Source organism: Salinivibrio costicola subsp. alcaliphilus (genome assembly GCF_001996185.1).
GTDB classification, from domain to species: Bacteria; Pseudomonadota; Gammaproteobacteria; order Enterobacterales; family Vibrionaceae; genus Salinivibrio; species Salinivibrio costicola.
Map to the genome: position 1 here is coordinate 19,906 of NZ_MUFR01000035.1, position 19,010 is coordinate 38,915.

Annotated in this window: 18 protein-coding genes, 1 tRNA gene and 1 pseudogene; 8 read left to right on the top strand and 12 right to left on the bottom strand. The window is 48.2% G+C overall.

Annotated elements, in window-relative coordinates; all coding sequences use genetic code 11:
- The first annotated feature begins 85 nt into the window (after nucleotides 1-85).
- The 3 genes from BZJ21_RS11920 to BZJ21_RS11930 are packed head-to-tail and all read left to right on the top strand — an operon-like array spanning nucleotide 86 to nucleotide 5,639.
- Complete coding sequence (locus tag BZJ21_RS11920; protein WP_077669884.1) at nucleotides 86-1,648, top strand: DUF3369 domain-containing protein; 1,563 nt, start codon at nucleotides 86-88, stop codon at nucleotides 1,646-1,648.
- A 40-nt stretch (nucleotides 1,649-1,688) separates the two neighbouring features.
- Complete coding sequence (locus BZJ21_RS11925) at nucleotides 1,689-3,647, top strand: sensor histidine kinase (protein WP_077669885.1); 1,959 nt, start codon at nucleotides 1,689-1,691, stop codon at nucleotides 3,645-3,647.
- A 15-nt stretch (nucleotides 3,648-3,662) separates the two neighbouring features.
- Complete coding sequence (locus tag BZJ21_RS11930) at nucleotides 3,663-5,639, top strand: PAS domain-containing sensor histidine kinase (protein ID WP_077669886.1); 1,977 nt, start codon at nucleotides 3,663-3,665, stop codon at nucleotides 5,637-5,639.
- Nucleotides 5,640-5,689: 50 nt separating this feature from the next.
- Here the strand turns inward: BZJ21_RS11930 and betA are convergent, their stop codons facing one another.
- Together betA and BZJ21_RS11940 are read right to left on the bottom strand one after the other, a co-directional pair.
- A complete protein-coding gene (betA, locus tag BZJ21_RS11935; RefSeq protein WP_077669887.1) occupies nucleotides 5,690-7,381 on the bottom strand; it encodes a choline dehydrogenase in 1,692 nt (563 codons plus the stop codon).
- A 104-nt stretch (nucleotides 7,382-7,485) separates the two neighbouring features.
- A complete protein-coding gene (locus tag BZJ21_RS11940) occupies nucleotides 7,486-8,226 on the bottom strand; it encodes a FadR/GntR family transcriptional regulator (RefSeq protein WP_077669888.1) in 741 nt (246 codons plus the stop codon).
- Between the two features lie 276 nt (nucleotides 8,227-8,502).
- On the opposite strand from BZJ21_RS11940, the gene BZJ21_RS11945 reads away from it, so the two are divergent.
- Nucleotides 8,503-9,990: a SulP family inorganic anion transporter gene (locus BZJ21_RS11945; protein WP_077669889.1), complete on the top strand. Its 1,488-nt coding sequence runs from the start codon at nucleotides 8,503-8,505 to the stop codon at nucleotides 9,988-9,990.
- 10 nt (nucleotides 9,991-10,000) lie between these two features.
- A complete protein-coding gene (locus BZJ21_RS11950) occupies nucleotides 10,001-10,843 on the top strand; it encodes a universal stress protein (protein WP_077669890.1) in 843 nt (280 codons plus the stop codon).
- A gap of 147 nt (nucleotides 10,844-10,990) precedes the next feature.
- Here the strand turns inward: BZJ21_RS11950 and BZJ21_RS11955 are convergent, their stop codons facing one another.
- The 8 genes and pseudogenes from BZJ21_RS11955 to BZJ21_RS16685 all read right to left on the bottom strand — a co-directional run.
- Complete coding sequence (locus tag BZJ21_RS11955; protein WP_021022758.1) at nucleotides 10,991-11,413, bottom strand: GNAT family N-acetyltransferase; 423 nt, start codon at nucleotides 11,411-11,413, stop codon at nucleotides 10,991-10,993.
- Nucleotides 11,414-11,502: 89 nt separating this feature from the next.
- Nucleotides 11,503-12,135, bottom strand: a complete 633-nt coding sequence (locus BZJ21_RS11960; RefSeq protein WP_021022757.1) for a nucleotidyltransferase family protein — start codon at nucleotides 12,133-12,135, stop codon at nucleotides 11,503-11,505.
- Nucleotides 12,136-12,138: 3 nt separating this feature from the next.
- Nucleotides 12,139-12,531, bottom strand: a complete 393-nt coding sequence (locus BZJ21_RS11965) for a hypothetical protein (RefSeq protein ID WP_021022756.1) — start codon at nucleotides 12,529-12,531, stop codon at nucleotides 12,139-12,141.
- Complete coding sequence (gene yidD / locus BZJ21_RS11970; protein WP_077461263.1) at nucleotides 12,532-12,756, bottom strand: membrane protein insertion efficiency factor YidD; 225 nt, start codon at nucleotides 12,754-12,756, stop codon at nucleotides 12,532-12,534.
- On the bottom strand, nucleotides 12,756-12,971 hold the full coding sequence (locus tag BZJ21_RS11975) for a DUF4177 domain-containing protein (protein ID WP_021022754.1): 216 nt from the start codon (nucleotides 12,969-12,971) through the stop codon (nucleotides 12,756-12,758). The genes yidD and BZJ21_RS11975 overlap by 1 nt, the downstream gene beginning before the upstream one ends.
- A gap of 53 nt (nucleotides 12,972-13,024) precedes the next feature.
- Nucleotides 13,025-15,103, bottom strand: a complete 2,079-nt coding sequence (locus BZJ21_RS11980; protein ID WP_077669891.1) for a M13 family metallopeptidase — start codon at nucleotides 15,101-15,103, stop codon at nucleotides 13,025-13,027.
- A 55-nt stretch (nucleotides 15,104-15,158) separates the two neighbouring features.
- The gene (locus tag BZJ21_RS11985; protein ID WP_077669892.1) at nucleotides 15,159-15,701 is read right to left on the bottom strand and encodes a GNAT family N-acetyltransferase; all 543 of its coding nucleotides are present in this window, start codon (nucleotides 15,699-15,701) and stop codon (nucleotides 15,159-15,161) included.
- Nucleotides 15,702-15,877: 176 nt separating this feature from the next.
- Nucleotides 15,878-15,961 (bottom strand): annotated as a pseudogene (locus BZJ21_RS16685) (cytidine deaminase); the annotation flags it as partial.
- Nucleotides 15,962-16,075: 114 nt separating this feature from the next.
- On the opposite strand from BZJ21_RS16685, the gene BZJ21_RS11990 reads away from it, so the two are divergent.
- Nucleotides 16,076-16,459, top strand: a complete 384-nt coding sequence (locus BZJ21_RS11990; RefSeq protein WP_077669893.1) for a hypothetical protein — start codon at nucleotides 16,076-16,078, stop codon at nucleotides 16,457-16,459.
- Nucleotides 16,460-16,564: 105 nt separating this feature from the next.
- On the opposite strand, the gene yegD is transcribed toward BZJ21_RS11990, so the two are convergent.
- Entirely contained in the window at nucleotides 16,565-17,917 is a 1,353-nt protein-coding gene (gene yegD / locus BZJ21_RS11995; protein ID WP_077669894.1) for a molecular chaperone, read from the bottom strand.
- Between the two features lie 199 nt (nucleotides 17,918-18,116).
- On the opposite strand from yegD, the gene BZJ21_RS12000 reads away from it, so the two are divergent.
- Nucleotides 18,117-18,398 (top strand): type II toxin-antitoxin system TacA family antitoxin, encoded by a 282-nt coding sequence (locus BZJ21_RS12000; RefSeq protein ID WP_077646637.1) that lies wholly within the window; start codon nucleotides 18,117-18,119, stop codon nucleotides 18,396-18,398.
- Nucleotides 18,398-18,676, top strand: a complete 279-nt coding sequence (locus tag BZJ21_RS12005; protein WP_077669895.1) for a type II toxin-antitoxin system RelE/ParE family toxin — start codon at nucleotides 18,398-18,400, stop codon at nucleotides 18,674-18,676. The genes BZJ21_RS12000 and BZJ21_RS12005 overlap by 1 nt, the downstream gene beginning before the upstream one ends.
- 239 nt (nucleotides 18,677-18,915) lie before the next feature.
- On the opposite strand, the gene BZJ21_RS12010 is transcribed toward BZJ21_RS12005, so the two are convergent.
- Nucleotides 18,916-19,006, bottom strand: a tRNA-Ser gene (locus BZJ21_RS12010).
- Between the last annotated feature and the right edge of the window lie 4 nt (nucleotides 19,007-19,010).

The window sequence follows — 19,010 nt, forward strand, 5'->3', positions numbered from 1 at the left end:
CAAATCCTCATTCTCACCTCGCAACTTTTAATGACCTACACTAGGCTTTAACTAATTGAGATAAACGCTAATAGGGGCGAATTGAATGGACTTGTTTGCAGATCAACGTGACGGCGCAGCGCCCAAGTCTACTGACACAAATACAGCGTCGGCGGCAACGCCATGGCGTATACTACTGATTGATGACGATGATCTGATGCATGAAGTGACACGGCTAGCGCTGACAGGGTTCACTTTTCAAGGACGCCCGCTAGAGCTGCTTTCTGCCTTATCAGGTCAGGAAGCAAAAGAGATTTTACAGCGAGAGCAGGACATTGCCTTAGCGCTTGTCGATGTGGTGATGGAAACCGAACACGCTGGACTTGACCTGGTGCGCTATATCCGTGACGAGATGAACGATCATGTTATTCGGCTAGTGCTACGCACAGGTCAAGCAGGTCAGGCGCCAGAAGATAGCGTGATTCGTGACTATGACATTGATGACTACAAAGAAAAAACCGAGCTGACGACACAAAAGTTGAAAACCTTACTCTACTCGATGCTCCGCTCGTACCGCGATCTATGTACGATAGAAGAACAAAAGCAAGGCCTTAAGCGCGTGATTGAGGCATCAGCCAATGTACAGAACACCACTAATCTTCAACATTACGCCACTGCGGTGTTAGAACAGCTTACCTCTCTGCTTTATATTCACGATTCTGCCTTTTATTGCGTGGTACAACCACGCCCTGGCGCCGAAGAAACAAGAGCGTTAACCCTAGCCGCGACCGGTGAATATGTGGACTGCTATACCGAGTGCGCGTTTGAAAAACTGCCTCCTATTGTATCAGCGCGATGCAAACAAGCCCTCGAAACTCGGACGAGTATTCAGTTTGATGATGGGTTTGTTCTATTCCATCGTGATGATGAGGATGTCGAATTTCTGTTGTACGTCAACCACGCGAAAACTCTTTCGGAATTAGATCAGCATTTACTCAAAATATATATGCAGAACATTGGTTTAACCTTTGAGAACCTCAGCCTCATGGTGGATCTTCGCGAAACCTCCAAAGAGCTGGTGTACAACCTTGCCAATGCCGTTGAAGCGCGGAGTAAAGAAACCGGCGCTCATGTACAACGTGTGTCTTTATTTTGTGAAAAACTGGGCGAGCTGTATGGGCTGGATGAACAAAAAACGATGCTGATGAAACATAGCTCACCGCTGCATGATGTGGGTAAAGTCGCCATTCCTGACGCGATTTTACATAAACCCGGTAAGCTCAATGCAGAGGAGTGGGACATCATGAAAAAACACGTTGAATATGGCGTAGAAATACTGAGCCATTCAAAGCGGCGATTAATCTTAGAAGCCAAGGAAATAGCAGCCACACATCATGAAAAGTGGGACGGCAGTGGCTATCCTAACCAGCTAGCCGCAGAGGCAATCCCGATTAGCGGGCGCATTTCAGCTTTGGCCGATGTATTTGATGCGCTAGGGTCTAAACGGTCTTACAAAGAAGCGTGGACAGATGACGATATCCGTCATGAGTTATTCGCGCAACGCGGCAAACATTTTGAACCCAAGCTCGTCGATTTACTCCTTGAGCATTGGGATGACTTCGTTGCCATTAGGGAGCGTACCCAGATTGAATTGAAGATTTACATTTAGATTTTTCTCTTAATCATCATTACAGCGCGCCAGTCTATCTATGACCCGAAGCCATAAATTCGATGACAGCATTCGTAACCCTTTCTTCAGCCTGGTAGGCCGACGCATTCTGCTGATTATGGTTTGTCTCAGCGGTTTTTTCACGCTATTGACCACAGTGTTGCAGAGCTATTGGCAGTATGATGAAGCCTTTAGTCAAGTAGAAAATCGCCATGATGAAATTGAGCATATCCACGCCGAATTAATCGCGAGCTCACTGTGGATTTACGATCTCACCAGTGTTCAAGAGCGAATCGATGGATTAGTCAACCTTCCTCATGTTGACTACCTAGCTATACGGTCCGAAAACTATCTTTTTGAGGCAGGCAAGCCAGTCGACCTGAAAAAGATGGTGAATGAGTACCCACTGGAATATGATGACCCAGATACAGGTAAAACGCAGCGCGTCTGTACCGTCTATGTTGAGTCAAATATCCAGACCATCTATACCGAATTGACGCAGCGTTTTTTTATTACCTTGCTACTCAACCTCATAAAAACCTTGCTGGTTTGCTTCTTCATTCTCTTAGTCTTTCATTATACCGTCAGTCAAAGAGTCTTTAAAATTGCTCAATTTCTTCGCCACTACAACCCACTCGATCCCAAGGACGACAAACTCATTTTGCCGCGAAAACGCTTCATTATGGAAAGAGAGGATGAGCTCGACTGGCTTACCGACGAAGCCAATAAAATCACCAATAATATGTCAACGCTTTACCGTAATATTATGTTAGAGCGTGAACGGCTATCGGACTTTACCCATGTATCTTCTGACTGGCTCTGGGAAACCGATGCCGATCTCAAGCTCACTTTTTGTTCTGAGCCAATGCGACAAGCATTCGGTTTAGGGGCCAATCGCTTTCCCAACCTCAAAGACTTAGTGCATGGCATTGGCTGTCAGCAATTTGTGACTTATCTTAATCATCAACAAGACTTTGCCATGTGTGAAGAAACCATCCCATTCGGAGAGCAAAGCCGTTATTTTGTCTTTCAAGCGATCGCCCATCATGGTGTGAATGGCTTTCGGGGATTTCGTGGTACCGGCATTGATATCACTGAGCTCAAAGCCGCGCAATTTGAACTGGAAGCATTGAACCAAAATCTAGAGTTAACGGTGGATGAGCGAACTAGAGAGCTGCAAGAAAGTATGGAACACCTAACAGCGGCGCAAGAGCAGTTAGTTGAGTCAGAGAAACTGGCGGCGTTAGGCAGCTTAGTCGCCGGCGTTGCACATGAAGTTAATACCCCGTTAGGGATCGCGGTTACCGCCTCCTCGGTTGTTCAAGACGTCACTAAAACACTCAATCAAGCATTTGAAAACCAAACCCTGACCAGCACGCAGTTTGCTTCTTTGATTCATCAGGCGAATGAGAGCGTACAAATGCTCGAGCATAACCTAACACGTGCTACGCGTCTTATTCGCGATTTTAAACAAACCGCGGTCGATCAAGTCTCTGAAGCACTCACTGAATTCGATGTCAAACAAACCTTAGATGCATTGATTGCTAGCCTGCACCCAGAAACGCGTAAAGTCCCAGTGACGCCGCAGGTTGTAGGTGATAACAATATACGGATGTACAGTTTACCTGGTGTGATCACTCAAATTATCTCAAACCTTGTCATGAACAGTATCAATCATGCTTTTGAGGATACTCAATCGCCTGAAATCATTATTGAATTTGAAACACAAGACGACCATCTGTACCTCAGTTATCAGGACAACGGATGTGGTATTGATCCCGCTCTACATCATCGTATCTTTGAACCTTTTTATACCACTAAACGCGGACGTGGCGGATCAGGCCTAGGGCTGAATCTGGTATTTAATTTGGTTAGGCAAAAGTTAGAAGGCGAGCTTCAATTTGAATCAGAGCCAGGAAAAGGCGCTAAATTTATGTTTTTAATCCCTTTGAGCTTATCGACTCGCAGCTCGCGAAACGTAAGCAAAGACAAGCACTAAGGCGATAAAAAGAGCATGGGAAAGCTGCACAAATTTGAACAAGGGTTAAGTCATCCACTGTTTAGCATTGTTGGACGGCGGATCATTTTATTGATGGTACTTCTCAGTGGCGTTTTCACCATCATGACAACGCTCTTGCAACTATCATGGGACTATGAAGAGGCATTCAATAACGTTGATAAACGCCAATATGAAATCAAGAATGTGCATGCAGATCTGCTTGCATCCTCACTCTGGGTCTTTGATCTGGTCAGTGCGCAGAACCGCCTCAATGGTCTGGTTAATTTACCCTATATTGATTATCTATCCATTGAGTTTGATGAGGTTGTTTTAGATGCCGGTCAACCCAACACACAAAGTACGGTCACGAGCGAAACAGTGCTCACTTACGTGCACCCAGACACCGAGCGTCGTATCGAGCTCGGGGTTTTAAAGATTGAATCAGACACACAAAAAATCTATGACGTTTTACTACAACAATTTTTAGTCACGCTGCTTCTTAATGGCGTTAAAACACTGATTGTCTGCGCGTTAATCCTGTGGGTATTTCACCAAAGTGTCAGCCAGCGAGTATTCGCCATCGCCAAGCATTTACGTCAGTTTGATCCGTTAGCACCGACTCATGAGCCGCTAAACCTAAAACATCGCAAGTTTATCATGGAGAAAAATGACGAACTGGACTGGCTCGCTGACGAAACCAATAAAATCACCTTACGGATAAGTAACCTTTATCAAAATATTATCTTAGAGCAACAACGGTTAGCGGACTTTACTAACGCTGCGTCAGACTGGCTTTGGGAAACCGACGCGACACAGCGACTCACCTTTTGTTCAGAAGCAATGCAGTCTGCGTTGGCTATTTCCATTGAGCCCCCCACAAAAATAAAAGCGGTTCCAGCACTTATTCATTGCGCGTCGCTGCTAAACAAAATGGATGCCTGTGAAAACTTCACCATGTGTGAGGAGCAGATCACCCTCGACGGCAATACCTATTATTTTGTTTTCCAGGGCGTCGCGCATTTCAACCATCAAGGCTTTGTCGGTTTTCGAGGGACAGCAATTGATATTACCGAGCTAAAGCAAACACAGTTTGAGCTAGAAAAACTGAATCAAACCTTGGAGGCTACCGTCGAAACGCGGACTCAAGATTTAGAACACAGTATGGCCCATCTCAAAGCGGCACAGAATCAGTTGGTCGAATCAGAAAAACTCGCGGCGCTCGGACGTTTAGTCGCCGGTGTCGCCCACGAGGTCAATACACCACTTGGGATAGCCGTAACCGCCAACTCAGTAATTAAAGAGGCCGTTTCACGCTTAAATACCGCGTTCGAGCAGCAAACGCTAACCAGCCAACAATACACAGAATGGATGCAACAAATCACAGACGGCACTGGCATGCTAGAAAATAACCTCAATCGTGCCGCCCGCTTGATTCGAGATTTTAAACAAACCGCAGTCGATCAAGTCTCTGAGAGCCGCAGTCAATTCCGCCCTGTACAAACCCTGGATGCGCTCGTAGGGAGCCTGCATCCTGAAACGAAAAAAGTCCCAGTGACACCTGTTGTCGAGGGCGATGCGGAACTACTGATGAATAGCTTGCCGGGCGTATTAACGCAAGTCATTTCAAACTTAGTGATGAACAGCGTTCGCCATGCCTTTGAAGGGGTAAGCAATCCGAATATCCACATCAAAGTGATAGACCATAACAACGAGGTTGACATCGTATATACTGACAATGGTGTGGGGGTGCCTCCCGACTTACATCAACGCATTTTTGAGCCCTTTTATACGAGCAAGCGCGGCAAAGGAGGATCAGGATTGGGACTGAACCTTGTTTTTAATTTGGTGTATCAAAAGCTGCAAGGCCAGCTCAAATTTGACTCTGACGTTAACCAAGGCGTGGCGGTCACATTAACGTTACCCAAGTTTCTTCAAGCATCTCCCCATTTGGAAGACACAGAGACAAAAAATGGCGGGGCTGTAAACGAGTAAAGAGCCAGCATGGCTGGCTCTTGGTGATTAACGCCTAACGCAGACCGAATTTAAGCCAGCGCCGCGTCTTCTTCCGGTGCGGGGGCATGCTCAGGAAGATAGCGGTAGTATTCCGCATCTTTCGCCGGCGAAAGCGTGTGGCCCATGATCATATCAGCGGCCTTTTCTGCCACCATAATCGTCGGTGCGTACAAATTGCCATTGGTGATCGCCGGGAACACGGAGGCATCCACCACACGCAAGTTATTCACGCCATGGACGTTCAGCGATTCATCCACCACGGCCATTTCGTCACTTTCAAGGCCCATCTTACATGTGCAGCTTGGGTGATAGGCACTTTCCCCTTCTCGAGCCACAAAGTCGAGGATCTCCTGATCCGTCTGTGCCTCGCTGCCCGGCGAAAGCTCTTTGCCACGTAAATGATCAAAAGCCGGCTGGGCGATGATATCGCGAGAGACACGGATCGCTTCCACCCACTCTTTACGCTCTTGTGGCGTTGAAAGGTAGTTAAAGAAGATCTCTGGCTTCTCATCCGGGTTGGTACTACGAATTTTGACATGGCCACGCACATCGGTATTCATCGGCCCAACGTGTAACTGGAAGCCATGTCCTTTGTTCGGTGCCGAACCATCATAACGGATCGCCAACGGCAAAAAGTGGAACTGTAAATTCGGGTAGGCGACTTCGTCGTTACCGCGCACAAATCCACCCGCTTCAAAGTGGTTAGTCGCGGCAGCACCTTTACGACGGAAAAGCCAATCAAAACCAATTTTAGGCTGATTGTGAAACTTAAGCGCGGGATACATGCTGACCGGCTCTTTACATTCGTACTGCACATACAGCTCTAAGTGATCTTGTAAGTTTTCTCCCACGCCTGGCAAATGATGCACCGGTTTGATACCTAAGTTTTTCAGCGTATTCTCATCACCTACACCGGATAATTGTAAGAGCTTGGGTGAGTTAATCGCGCCGCCGCAGCTGATAATTTCAGCCCCATAAGCGGTTTTTTTGCGACCCCACTTACGGTATTCCACCCCAATCGCGGTTTTACCTTCAAACACGATCTTATCGGTCGTTGCCCCTGTCAGTACTGTCAGATTTTTACGGTTCATGACCGGGTGTAAATACGCCCGGGCAGCACTGTGACGACGGCCGCGATAGATATTTTGATCAAAAATACCAAAGCCTTCTTGCTGATAACCATTCACGTCGTCGGTCAATGGATAGCCCGCTTGTTGCGTCGCGTCAAAGAACGCACTAAACAGAGGGTTATCACATTGTGCGGTTTCAATCGCCAGCGGACCATTGTTGCCATGATAGTCATCTTGGCCTTTTAATCGCGTCTCACACTTGCGGAAATACGGTAAGCAATGGGCATAATCCCATTTTTTCAGCCCGTGATCGTTGGCCCACTTTTCATAATCCAACGCATTACCACGAATATAAATCATGCCATTAATACTACTGCTACCACCCAGCACTTTACCGCGCGGCTGCGCAATGCGGCGATTATGCATATTCGGTTCGGGCTCGGATTCATAGAGCCAGTTATAGGTGCTATCTGTTAGCAGATAGGTTAACGCCGCAGGCATGTGAATACGAAAATCAATTCGATAGTCAGGGCGTCCCGCCTCGAGTAACAGCACCTTGTTATCTGGATTGGCACTTAAACGATTCGCCAGTACGCAGCCTGCCGAGCCTGCACCAACAATGATGTAGTCGTAATTTTGTTGCTGTCCCATAAAACCTCCAGTTTTTGTCCTTCCCGCGCGCAGGGCATAAGCCCGGAATAATCGCAACACGGGTGATGGGTATGATTGTGTAGAGGTTTCCTTTTTGATGATTTTTATAATTCGCTTGATACTTGTGCATCAATGCATTGTTGTAGCAACCGATAATGGTGGCTAATCGTTGCTTGTGCCTTAAACGGCTCCGCAGCGATAATGTGGTTAACGGTCTGTTGCCAGTTTTCCACTGTAAGACGACGGTAATCCGTCGCCTGATAAAGCGCATAGTCGTGTGAGCTAAACCCTTGCTGTATCGCATGCATCACCCACTCAAAAATCGGATTTCCCGACATGGTAGCAATCAACAAGTTCAGTGCTCGGTCGAGCTCCCCTAAGCGAGCGAGATCGGGCTCATCATCTTTAGCAAGTGCCGCAAGCTCGGCGACCTTATCGTTTAACTGTTGCTTTTGTTCTATTGTTCCACGACTGATCGCGAGCAGTACTAAGCTGTGATCGACGGTTTCACGAAATTCCGCCACTTTGTCTGCTTTGACGTGACTTTGTTTTAAGAACAATGCCAGTGACTCGCTAATATTGTGCACGTCAACCTGGCGGACAACCGCTCCACCTTTTTGCCCTTTACGAATTTCAATCAAGCCTTTTTGTTTGAGTGATTGAATCGCCTCGCGTACCACTCCACGCCCCGTCCCAAACTGTTGCTGTAGCTCACGTTCACTGGGTAACTTGTCTCCCGGCTTCAGCGCTTCCGATAAAATCGCAGATTCGATCTGCAAGGCAACGTCTTCACTGGCACGTCCCATTTGTACCGGATGAAACAGACTGGTTGTGGATGCTATCATGATGGCTCCTCGCTTTTGGTCCTACCAAACTAACAAAATAATCGTAATATCGTCAAATTTATCTTTAAAAACCGCTTTTGGTAGTACCTTAACGATGAGCTTGGCGATTAAACCTCGGTTTTTGGGATTGGGACTTGAATAGAGAGTAGTCAGTGACTATCATCACGTTTTTTATTTATAAAGGGGAGTTGCCATGCGCATGACGCCGCCCTAGTCGTTCCCGCCTTATTTTTTCACCTTGTATAATCATATTCCTTTAAAAGACTGAGACTGTTCATGATTGAAACGATGAAACGTGATTGGTTCTCCAATCTGCGTGGTGACGTGCTGGCTGGCATTGTGGTAGCTCTAGCGTTAATTCCAGAAGCGATTGCTTTTTCTATTATTGCGGGTGTCGACCCGAAAGTGGGACTGTATGCCTCATTCAGTATTGCAGTGATCATTGCCTTTGTCGGTGGCCGACCCGGGATGATCTCTGCGGCAACCGGCGCCATGGCGTTACTGATGGTGACACTGGTTAAAGAGCACGGTCTTGAATATTTATTGGCCGCCACCGTACTAACGGGTGTTTTGCAAATTCTGGCCGGTTACCTCAAGCTCGGCGATCTAATGCGCTTTGTATCACGCTCGGTGGTCACTGGGTTTGTTAACGCCCTTGCGATCCTCATTTTTATGGCCCAGTTACCCGAGCTCACTGACGTGACGTGGCACGTGTATGCCATGACGCTGGCAGGATTAGCCATTATCTATTTGTTCCCATACGTTCCTGTGGTCGGTAAATTATTGCCATCGCCCTTGGTATGTATTTTGGTCCTAACGACGCTTGCTATTAGCGTTGGGTTAGATATTCGGACTGTGGGTGATATGGGCGAGTTGCCAGATACCTTACCGGTGTTTTTATGGCCCGATGTGCCGCTTAACCTTGAAACCTTGATGATTATTTTCCCGTACTCAGCGGGACTAGCGGTAGTCGGTTTGCTCGAATCGATGATGACCGCTACCATTGTGGACGATTTGACCGACACCGGCAGTGACAAAAACCGCGAGTGTAAAGGCCAAGGTATCGCGAACATTGCCACCGGCTTTATTGGTGGTATGGCCGGTTGTGCGATGATTGGTCAATCGATCATTAACATCAAATCCGGCGGTCGTTCACGCTTATCCACCCTGTGTGCCGGTACACTCCTGTTGATCATGGTAGTGTTTTTAAGCGACTGGATTAAGTTGATCCCCATGGCGGCCCTGGTAGCGGTAATGATCATGGTCTCGATTGGGACATTCTCGTGGAGCTCTATCAAAGATCTTAAAACCCATCCTTTGTCAACCAATATTGTGATGGTCACCACCGTGATTGTGGTAGTGGCAACCCATAACTTAGCCATTGGTGTTTTGGTCGGTGTGTTATTGGCATCCTTGTTCTTTGCCAACAAAATTGGTCGCTTTATGGTGGTTAAAAGCGAGCAAACCCAAGCTGACGAGCGTACCTATCGCGTTGTTGGGCAGGTCTTTTTTGCCTCTTCCGAGCAGTTCATTACATCGTTTGATTTAAAAGAAGCCGTTGAACGCGTCACCATTGATCTCTCTGATGCGCACTTTTGGGATGTTACCGCCGTCTCATCGCTCGACCGCGTGGTGATTAAATTCCGCCGTGAAGGCACCGAGGTGAATTTAGTGGGCATGAATGAAGCAACGGCCACCATTGTGGACAAATTTGGCGTCCATGATAATCCGGAAGAAGTGGAAAAAATGATGGGTGGACACTAAGGAGCGCACGATGAATAAAATTATTGCTTGTATTGATGGTGCGTCGTACACCCAATCGGTAACGGATCTCAGCATTTGGGCGGCTTCACGCCTGTCTGCACCGCTGACCTTTTTGCATGTGTTGGAAAAGCCCGCGAGTAGCGATTCTGAGTTATCAGGCAGTATTGGTTTAGGCAGTCGCGATCAGCTCATGAGTGAGCTGGTCGAGCTGGATGAAAAGCGTGCCAAACTGGCCTTGCAACATGGTAAGGCCCTATTGCATGAGTGCGAAGAAGTGGCACTATCAAAGGGGCTGACCGAGGTCACGCGCTTGCAGCAACATGGCCACTTGCTTGAATCTTTGCTAGCGCTTGAATCGACCATGCGGGTGCTGGTGATTGGCCGGTCCGGTGATTTGCACCAGAACGATGCCAAAGCGATTGGATCGCAACTCGAAAGCGTCGTCCGCCGTATTCACAATCATATTTTGATTGCCACCGGGGATGTCACCCCACCCGATAGCTACCTTCTCGCGTTTGATGGCAGTGAGGTCAGTGAAAAGCTGGTAGAGAAAGCCCTGAACACGCCCCTTCTTAAGGGCATGACCTGTCATTTGGTGATGGTGGATAACGACGCACATTCAGAGGCGTTTGAACGTGCAGCCCAACGCTTAACCGCCCAAGGTGTCGATGTTGTTCAAGCACGTTTATCGGGTGAGCCCGCTCAGGCTCTGTTGGCGTACCAAGCGCAACAAAATGTGGGCTTAATCACCATGGGCGCTTACGGTCATACCAAGCTGCGTCAGCTGTTTGTGGGTAGCACCACCACACGCATTGTGATTGATTCGCCCGTCCCTCTGTTATTGATTCGATAGCGGTTATCTATTGAATCATACGTAAACGCCATGAGCCTTGCTCGTGGCGTTTTTGTATCAAGCCAATTCATTTACTTTAACGCGTTCATACTTATCACTGGTATAACGAACAAGACACTGACATAACGAACAAGACAAACGTGGCCGTTAAGCTTCGTTAAGCACCTTGGTCATAAAGTGCAGTGCATGATCAACAGGATAGTCCGTCAATGTCATTTGGCACTGATAACCGTGCTTTTCATAGAAGGGTCTGGCTTGAAAGCTGAAGGTATCGACAAACGCCATTTTACAGCCTATGTCCTTGGCATATTCTTCCAGATTATCTAATAGATGGCTGCCGACATGACGATGGCGAAAAGCATCATCGACCCAAAGGTATTTAATCAATAGCCATTGGCCCCAGGTATTGGCAACAATGCCACCGATGCGCTCATCATTGTCATTATAGGCGTAGCCGGCAAGCGTGCCCTCAGGGAGACCTGCCAAGAAAGGGGCGTTGCTTTGTTTTAGCCCCTGACGGATAGCGGTAATATCGTCATCACTCGGGCTTGCGTCCATGCGGTATTTCATTGTCGTCCATTTACTTACCAATCAGAAGATTGGGGTAGTATGCCCTTTGTGTTTTCGCCAATCTGTGCCAAGGCGCACTCTATTTGGCTTTACTCTTCATCAATCGGCTTGGCAGCGACTGAGCACTGGGTGGTCACGGTCAGTTTAGGCCAATGGGTTAACCATTGTTTTTCTTCAATACGCTGCTGAAAAACCGCCCATGGCCGTGCCGGGTTATGGCTCAGCTTCAACTCGAACAGCGACTGAACCCCAAACGCGGCAATGATCTCACAGCGCTGATTCATATCGAGACGGACCGCAATGGCCGTTTCTTTTTCAGGCCAAAATCGCATGGCGTCCAGGGTGCCAGCATACGCGGGGTCGTGATGCTTTTCGTGCATCCGTGCTTGGTTACGGACTTGCCAGGTAATCTCTGGCATGGTTTTTTGTAGTAACCCTTGAAGATATTGCTCACGCTCACGACTGGTATCGCTCGGATCATAGTAGATCACATCGATATCATTCAGCGCACTTGGCGGATATTTATGCATCGCATCCCAGACAAGGTTTCTCACAAATCCGGCGGCGATATAGCACTGAGGCAAATTGAGAGACTGAACACATCGTAATGCTCGCATCCTCATAGGATCTGCTTCAATTAAATCAATTAAGGCGCGACGATATGTCTTCTGGCATAAAAAGAATTGATGCTGGTGGCGTTTACGGATCCGACGGCGCTTCATGGATTAATCACCGTGGCGGACGTGTTCATAAATTGAGCGTGATACATGGTAGTTGTACTGCCTGGCAATTTTTTGGGCCAAAAAAAGCTGTGGTAATTCAAATAGCACTAAACCAACCAAAATCAGAGCGAAATATGGCTGGCTCATCACTAAGCCAATAATGGCGATTACCAATAACGTACATTCTACGATAAACAACCGGTACTTTCGCAAGTAAAGATGATGGAATCCCCCTAAGAAAGCCCAATTGAGTACCGCATAGGTGTCTGGATCTTTCAGTTGTCTGGTTTGCTCGGCAAAATAGCGTTTTTTCTGGCTTGGGGTTAAGCCATTCACTTGATCACGCAGCAAGGCTTCCTGTGTTTTCAGCTCTTGCCATGGTTGCGTTATCCGCATCTAAGGCACCTCATCGTGAATTATTTCTACTGCATCGGGATCATTACAACGACGAATGCGCGCTAAGCCGAGTTGCCAGCCGCGAAGTGCGCCGTACTTTTCGATCGCTTGGCGCGTGTACTCCGAGCAGCTCGGCTCGAAATTACACGCAATATTGAACCGTTTCTTTGATCCACCTTTAGCTTGGTAACGATGGATTAAAGTAAGCGACAAATACTTGAGCATTAGCGACCTAGGGTGACAATCACAGCCTCACGCTGCCAAAACAGCATGTAACGTTTCTTTTCGATCACTTGAAAAACAACCTGCCAACCATCTTGTGCGTATTGATTGAGTTCGGCTTCGAGGCGTTGCAGCGGCAAGCCACTTGAGCCCAGCAATAAGGTGCCGCAACCACCTTCAACAATATGAACGACTTTGTACTCGGTAAACTTGCTCATCAATATTCTCCCTCTCCGAAACAAAAATGCCGCCTTGAAGGCGGCATCAGAGATTACCAGATATTCACCCGCTGATCTTCGGGTAAATACATGCCATCACCTTCCTTAATATCAAAGGCTTCATAGAACGCAGGGACATTGCGCGGCGCACCGAGCACGCGATATTGCGGTGGCGCATGCGGACCCAGCGACACGCGCTCACGCAGGGCATCTTCACGCATCTTCATTTTCCAAATCTGCCCCCAGCTGAGGAAGAATCGCTGCTCGCCGGTATACCCGTCCATCACTGGAGACGATTCACCCTGCAACGATTTTTGATAGGCGCGGAAGGCGGTGGTCAAGCCGACTAAATCACCAATGTTCTCACCCAAAGACACTTTGCCGTCAATGAACAAGTCCGGCAATGGCTCAAACTGGCTAAATTGCTCGGCCAGCTTTTGGGTGCGTGCATCAAAGCGCGCCCGGTCCTCATCCGTCCACCAGTTTGATAGGTTGCCATCGCCATCATAACGCGAACCCTGATCATCAAAACCATGCCCCATTTCATGACCAATCACCGCGCCGATACCGCCATAGTTCACGGCATCATCCGCATTCATATCAAAAAACGGTGGTTGCAAGATCCCGGCGGGAAACACAATCTCATTGGCGGTTGGGCTGTAATAAGCGTTGACCGTTTGCGGGGTCATACCCCACTCTTTGCGATCAACTGGCGCACCAATCCGCGACAGCATATCTTGATAGCCCCAGCGTGCGGCACGTTTGCTGTTGCCAATCAAGTCATCGGCGTTAATGGTCAGCGCGCTGTAATCTTCCCATTGCTCTGGATAGCCGATTTTGGGCGTGAATTTACTCAGCTTATCCAATGCTTTCGCTTTGGTTTCATCGCTCATCCACGCTAATGATTCAATCGAGTCTTTAAACGCGGCACGCAAGTTATCAATCATGGTTTCCATACGCGCTTTGGCTTCTGGCGGGAAGTAGCGGGCGACATACTCTTGGCCGAGCGCTTCACCCAGCACCCCTTCGGTGGCTTGCACGCCCCGCTTCCAACGGTCACGCTGCTCAGGAATGCCGTTAAGGGTTTTGGAATAGAACGCAAATTGACGTTCAACCAGCTCATGATTTAAGCGCGGTGCAAACGCATTGAGCGTGCGAATGGTTAGATAATCTTGCCACGCTTGCAAACTGGTTTGCTCAAACACCTGCCCTAGCGCCTCAAAATAAGACGGCATGCGCACCACAACCTCATCGGCTTTGTCGATACCCGCGCGCTTGGCAAAGCGAGCATAATCAAACTCGCCCATCAACTGGTTGAGCCCCTCAATGGGCATTTTATTATAGGTTGCTTGCGCGTCACGGCGTTTAGCGCGTGTCCAGTGGTGTTCTGCCAGCGTTTTCTCCAGCTGATAAATTCGATCAGCGCGTTGTTTGGCCTGATCGTAACCCGCTAAGCGCAGCATGTCTTCGAGATAGCTTTTATACGCGGTGCGGATACGCTCAGCGTCCTCGGTGTCTCGGAAATAATAGTCTCTATCGGGCAGGCCCAACCCGCTTTGGCTCAGATACAGAGCGTTATAGTCAGGGTTTTTCGCATCGGCCCACGCATAAAAACTAAACGGGATCCCAACACCAATTTGTCGCAAATCGGCCATCGCATAAATCAACGCAGGCTTCGAGGAAATCGCGGCAATACGATCGAGCTCAGGTTTGATTGGCGTCACCCCTAGGGCATCGATTTTATCTTGGTCCATATAGCTAAGATAAAAATCACGCAGCTTTTGCTCATTGGAGCCAGGCTTGAGATCATCACGCGCCACCAGCTCATCAATGATGCCTTTCAGACGCTTTTCATTCTCTTCAGCCAAGATACGGAACGCACCATAGCTGGACATATCACTGGGGATTTGGGTTTGGTCGTACCACGTGCCGTTCACGTGACGGAACAAGTCATCTTGTGGACGAACCGATCGATCAAAATCTTGCAGATGGAGCCCAGACGCTCGCTGCACCTGAACTTGTGCAGCGTCAGCCGCCTGCACCGTAGTTGATGAAACGCTAAGCCCCATACCAAGTACAACACTCAGTGCGACACGCGTCAGTAACAGACGTTTTTTCGGTGTTTTTATCATTTTCCTTTCCTATATGACTCAGTCACTTTCCCTGTTCACTACCGTGATGATGCCCTCACGACATAAGGTCTCGATAGAGCACCAAACAGTGGTAATCTCGTCCTTCATCTTGCTCGGGTTCAAAATGGGTAATACGACAAAACCCTTGCTGATACCAGAATCGAAACGCACGAATGTTTTCGGCATAAACATTCACCCCCATGTGTCGATAGTCCCCATAAGCTTGCACGGTTTCAATCACGCTCGCAACCGCTTCGCTGCCATAGCCATGCTTTTGATATCTTGGAGAAATAGTGAGCATGGGCAGCCAAACACTCTGTGCATCCGGCGCATTGAGTGAGATTTGTAAGTAGCCAATATCTTTACCGTCATGGGTCTGAATGCGACGAAGGTAAAAGGCCTCTTCGACGTCGGGCGCCTTTTTCTCCGCACTATCCGCTATCAATGCTTGATAGGTCGACAACGACCAAGGTTTAAACGTGGGATCTTGATATTGCAGATGCTGATTTTGCTCAAACAGTGCTTTGACTCGCTTTGCATCACTGTACTCAAACGCACTAAAACACAAACGCTTAGAGCGCCATGCGGCTGGAAACATGTTCCTATTCCTATTTTATCAGCGCATACATTGATTATTATCGCGCTACGTACCTTATCCAGACTGTATTTTACTCATTTCGCTGCCATGTAGGGATAGTTATGACGACATGGCCGCGAGGTGCGTTTTCTCATACATCGATAATAAAAGCATACCGATGCTGGTGCACACGCGTTATTCACTAACGACCAATGGTGCGGCATGAGCTCGCGCACAGTTTTAAAAACTAGCTGGTTGTCTGGCGTAGAAATCGCGACTTTTGCGCGATTATTGTGCCCAAAAGAGGCAAATACGTGGCTTGCGCTTTTCTGTTTTTCGAAAAAATAAAGCCTTTAATATGGTGGCTACGTTTCGACCTCTCCAGAGACACACCGATGGATGATAACGCTCGGCAACTGCTTAACCATCTATGCCACGGCTATGACCAATTGGCCCAACGTCATCAGACGCGCGCTTTTCCAGAGCTCTCCACCGCGATCAAGCACCCGCTCGGCTATTGCCTTATCCACTGCCCTATTGGTAGCCAGCGATTATCGATTGTTTCGCTACAATTTGCTCCCGGCGTTCGCGGCCAAGGGGTGCTGACGGCGTTTATCGACTATATTCAAGCGCATCCGCATCATTACCGCGGCATTGAAGTTGCCACCATTCAAAATCAAAGCTTAGCGAAACGGCTACTGGCATTGGGTTGGCGATATAAGTCTGCCCTAACCAAGCTATTTCGCGCCAACACCCCCACCTTGGTGCATGATTTCTAATCAAAATACGGAAGTTTTCGCTAAGTAGGGTTCCTATTATTGACAACTTTTTTTCTTTCGCAAGGTATTACAAGTAAGCGTCAAACCCAGTTCGTCAAGCGACGGTTACTTAAAGCAGACTTCCGCCCAACGCGCTAAGCCCGCGGTGACTGAGCCAAAGTAGTCGCCACTCACTACAGGAATGTTCGGCAGCTCTGCTTGTACAGCCTCCCGTAAGAAGGGCGAGCGCGCCGAGCCACCTGTCATAAAAATAACGTCAGGCTTTACACCGGCCTGCGCGACCACATCGTGCACTAAGGCGATCATCTTACGTTTGGGCGCCTCAATCGCATCAATCATATTATCGCGCGTTACATCAACGTCCACGCGCTCGGAGAACAGTTGAATGCCCGCTCGATAAGCCGCTTGATCCGACAACGCAATCTTTGCCTCTTCCGCACGACGGACAATGTTGTGACCCAACGACTCGTGATATACCTCAAGCAAACGGGCCAATTTATGTGGCTCTTGCGCTTGCTTGTGCAGCCCTTTGAGCACCGCCAAGTTTTCAAACGCATAGAAATCGTTTTGCGCTTGTACGTTGTTAATCGCGATGGGGTTGGAAAACTGCGTAATCGGCATCTCAATGCCAGACTCCATTTTGCTGCCCATTCCAAACGGAAACATCATTTGTTTGAATGCCAACGCAATATCTAGGTCATTGCCGCCAATACGCTGACCTTTGTGCGCTAACAAACTTGCACTACGATCGCTACTACCGCGCCATGATGGCCCCATCTCAATCAATGAACAGTCTGTGGTGCCCCCACCGATATCGACCACAAGAACGATTTGGTCTTCGCTCAGTGTCGCTTCATAGTCCAGGCCGGCAGCGACTGGTTCAAACTGAAATTCAACCTGTTTAAAGCCCGCCCGCTTAGCCGCATTGAGCAAAATACCTTCGGCTTGGCGGTTTGCCACCTCGCCTCCACGGCCTTGAAAGTTAATCGGCCGACCGATCACCGCATCATGAATACTCTGTTGAGTTTGGTGTTCGGCTTGGGTTTTGATGTTATCCATCATTGCGCATACGAGGTCTTCAAAAAAGCGCAGTTGGGCATCACGTAAACCTGACGCGCCAAGGAAAGATTTAGGGGATTTCACGTAGTACATATCACGCGGATCATCGAGATAACGATCGAGCGCCGCTTGACCAAACGCCATGTCCTCCGCCTCAAGTTCAATGCTTTCCTCTCGGTTTACATGGATGGCGCGGCGTAACATCTGCTCGCCAATCGTATCTAGCGGCTTGATGCCCCGATGACGAAACAGATACTCAGACACCGATTCGCGCGTAGGTGCGGCAAGGGAGGAAGGAATAAACAAGCTGTCCCCTTCTAGGCGTAACAGCGTCGGTTGACCGTTTTCAATCTTCGCCACCGAACAATTGGCTGTACCATAGTCAAAGCCGATATACATAAATGCCTCTCACCGCAGAAAAAGTCGGCAATGCTACCTCAACCGTCGCGGGATTTCTAACATCCGTCTACAGAGACCAATCAGTCGCGGCGTCGCTGCGAAACGCCACGCGTTGACAGTCCCTCTTGAGTCGTTTGTTAGTAGCCCATCTCAAAGTCTAGTGCTAACATTTGTACACACACAAACAAAGGAATACATCATGGACACAAGAATTCAATTTCGTGTTGATGAAGAAACAAAACGTCTCGCTCAACAAATGGCTGAAAGCCAAGGTCGAACGCTGAGTGATGCTTGCCGTGAACTTACTGAGCAACTCGCTGAACAACAAAGAAAAACATTATCTCACGATGCATGGCTAACTGAACAAGTCAACCTAGCATTTGAGAAGTTTGACTCAGGAAAATCCGTTTTCGTTGAGCACCAAACAGCTAAATCTCGAATGGAAGAGCGTAAGGCCAGAATCCGTCATCGAGGTAAGTAATGATTTTATGGGAAGAAGCGCCACTTAATGATCGTGAAAAGATCTTCGAGTTTCTCTATGACTTCAACCCTGATGCGGCAGAAAAAACTGACAACCTCATTGAAGCAAAAGTAGAAAACTTGCTTGAACAATCTTTAATGGGTGCACAACGAGATGGCATCCGCGGTCGATTACTCATTATTCCTGAGATTTCGATGATTGTTTCTTACTGGGACGAGGGCGATATTATCCGAGTTATGCGTGTACTCCACCAGAAACAAAAATTCCCTACGGATTGATTGCTGCCTCTGGGGAACTAACGCTCGCCTAAGTGGTGAGCAACACAATACCGATGTTGCCGCAAACCACTGGGGCCCAAAAGGCCATGTAAGGGACAGAAATATAAGAGTTAGCGTACCAGAGTGCAGAATAGCTGTTTAGGCATAATCGCCTAAAATGTTGGCGCAGTCAGGGTTTGGGGATTTGTGGGGGGATAAACGCAAAAAAGCCGCTGACTGAGCAGCGGCTTTTTAGTATGTGGCGGAGAGATAGGGATTTGAACCCTAGAAGGGCTATTAACCCTTGCCGGTTTTCAAGACCGGTGCTTTCAACCACTCAGCCATCTCTCCGGAA

Excerpts from the sequence above, each read along its gene's own strand:
- BZJ21_RS11990 (WP_077669893.1), top strand. The coding sequence starts at position 16,076 with ATGGATGATAACGCTCGGCAACTGCTTAACCATCTATGCCACGGCTAT.
- BZJ21_RS11975 (WP_021022754.1), bottom strand. The coding sequence starts at position 12,971 with ATGAGCAAGTTTACCGAGTACAAAGTCGTTCATATTGTTGAAGGTGGT.
- BZJ21_RS11950 (WP_077669890.1), top strand. The coding sequence starts at position 10,001 with ATGAATAAAATTATTGCTTGTATTGATGGTGCGTCGTACACCCAATCG.
- BZJ21_RS12005 (WP_077669895.1), top strand. The coding sequence starts at position 18,398 with ATGATTTTATGGGAAGAAGCGCCACTTAATGATCGTGAAAAGATCTTC.
- yegD (WP_077669894.1), bottom strand. The coding sequence starts at position 17,917 with ATGTATATCGGCTTTGACTATGGTACAGCCAATTGTTCGGTGGCGAAG.
- BZJ21_RS12000 (WP_077646637.1), top strand. The coding sequence starts at position 18,117 with ATGGACACAAGAATTCAATTTCGTGTTGATGAAGAAACAAAACGTCTC.
- BZJ21_RS11985 (WP_077669892.1), bottom strand. The coding sequence starts at position 15,701 with ATGTTTCCAGCCGCATGGCGCTCTAAGCGTTTGTGTTTTAGTGCGTTT.
- BZJ21_RS11945 (WP_077669889.1), top strand. The coding sequence starts at position 8,503 with ATGATTGAAACGATGAAACGTGATTGGTTCTCCAATCTGCGTGGTGAC.
- BZJ21_RS11965 (WP_021022756.1), bottom strand. The coding sequence starts at position 12,531 with ATGCGGATAACGCAACCATGGCAAGAGCTGAAAACACAGGAAGCCTTG.
- BZJ21_RS11955 (WP_021022758.1), bottom strand. The coding sequence starts at position 11,413 with ATGAAATACCGCATGGACGCAAGCCCGAGTGATGACGATATTACCGCT.
- betA (WP_077669887.1), bottom strand. The coding sequence starts at position 7,381 with ATGGGACAGCAACAAAATTACGACTACATCATTGTTGGTGCAGGCTCG.
- BZJ21_RS11920 (WP_077669884.1), top strand. The coding sequence starts at position 86 with ATGGACTTGTTTGCAGATCAACGTGACGGCGCAGCGCCCAAGTCTACT.
- BZJ21_RS11940 (WP_077669888.1), bottom strand. The coding sequence starts at position 8,226 with ATGATAGCATCCACAACCAGTCTGTTTCATCCGGTACAAATGGGACGT.
- BZJ21_RS11925 (WP_077669885.1), top strand. The coding sequence starts at position 1,689 with ATGACCCGAAGCCATAAATTCGATGACAGCATTCGTAACCCTTTCTTC.
- BZJ21_RS11930 (WP_077669886.1), top strand. The coding sequence starts at position 3,663 with ATGGGAAAGCTGCACAAATTTGAACAAGGGTTAAGTCATCCACTGTTT.
- BZJ21_RS11960 (WP_021022757.1), bottom strand. The coding sequence starts at position 12,135 with ATGAAGCGCCGTCGGATCCGTAAACGCCACCAGCATCAATTCTTTTTA.
- yidD (WP_077461263.1), bottom strand. The coding sequence starts at position 12,756 with ATGCTCAAGTATTTGTCGCTTACTTTAATCCATCGTTACCAAGCTAAA.
- BZJ21_RS11980 (WP_077669891.1), bottom strand. The coding sequence starts at position 15,103 with ATGATAAAAACACCGAAAAAACGTCTGTTACTGACGCGTGTCGCACTG.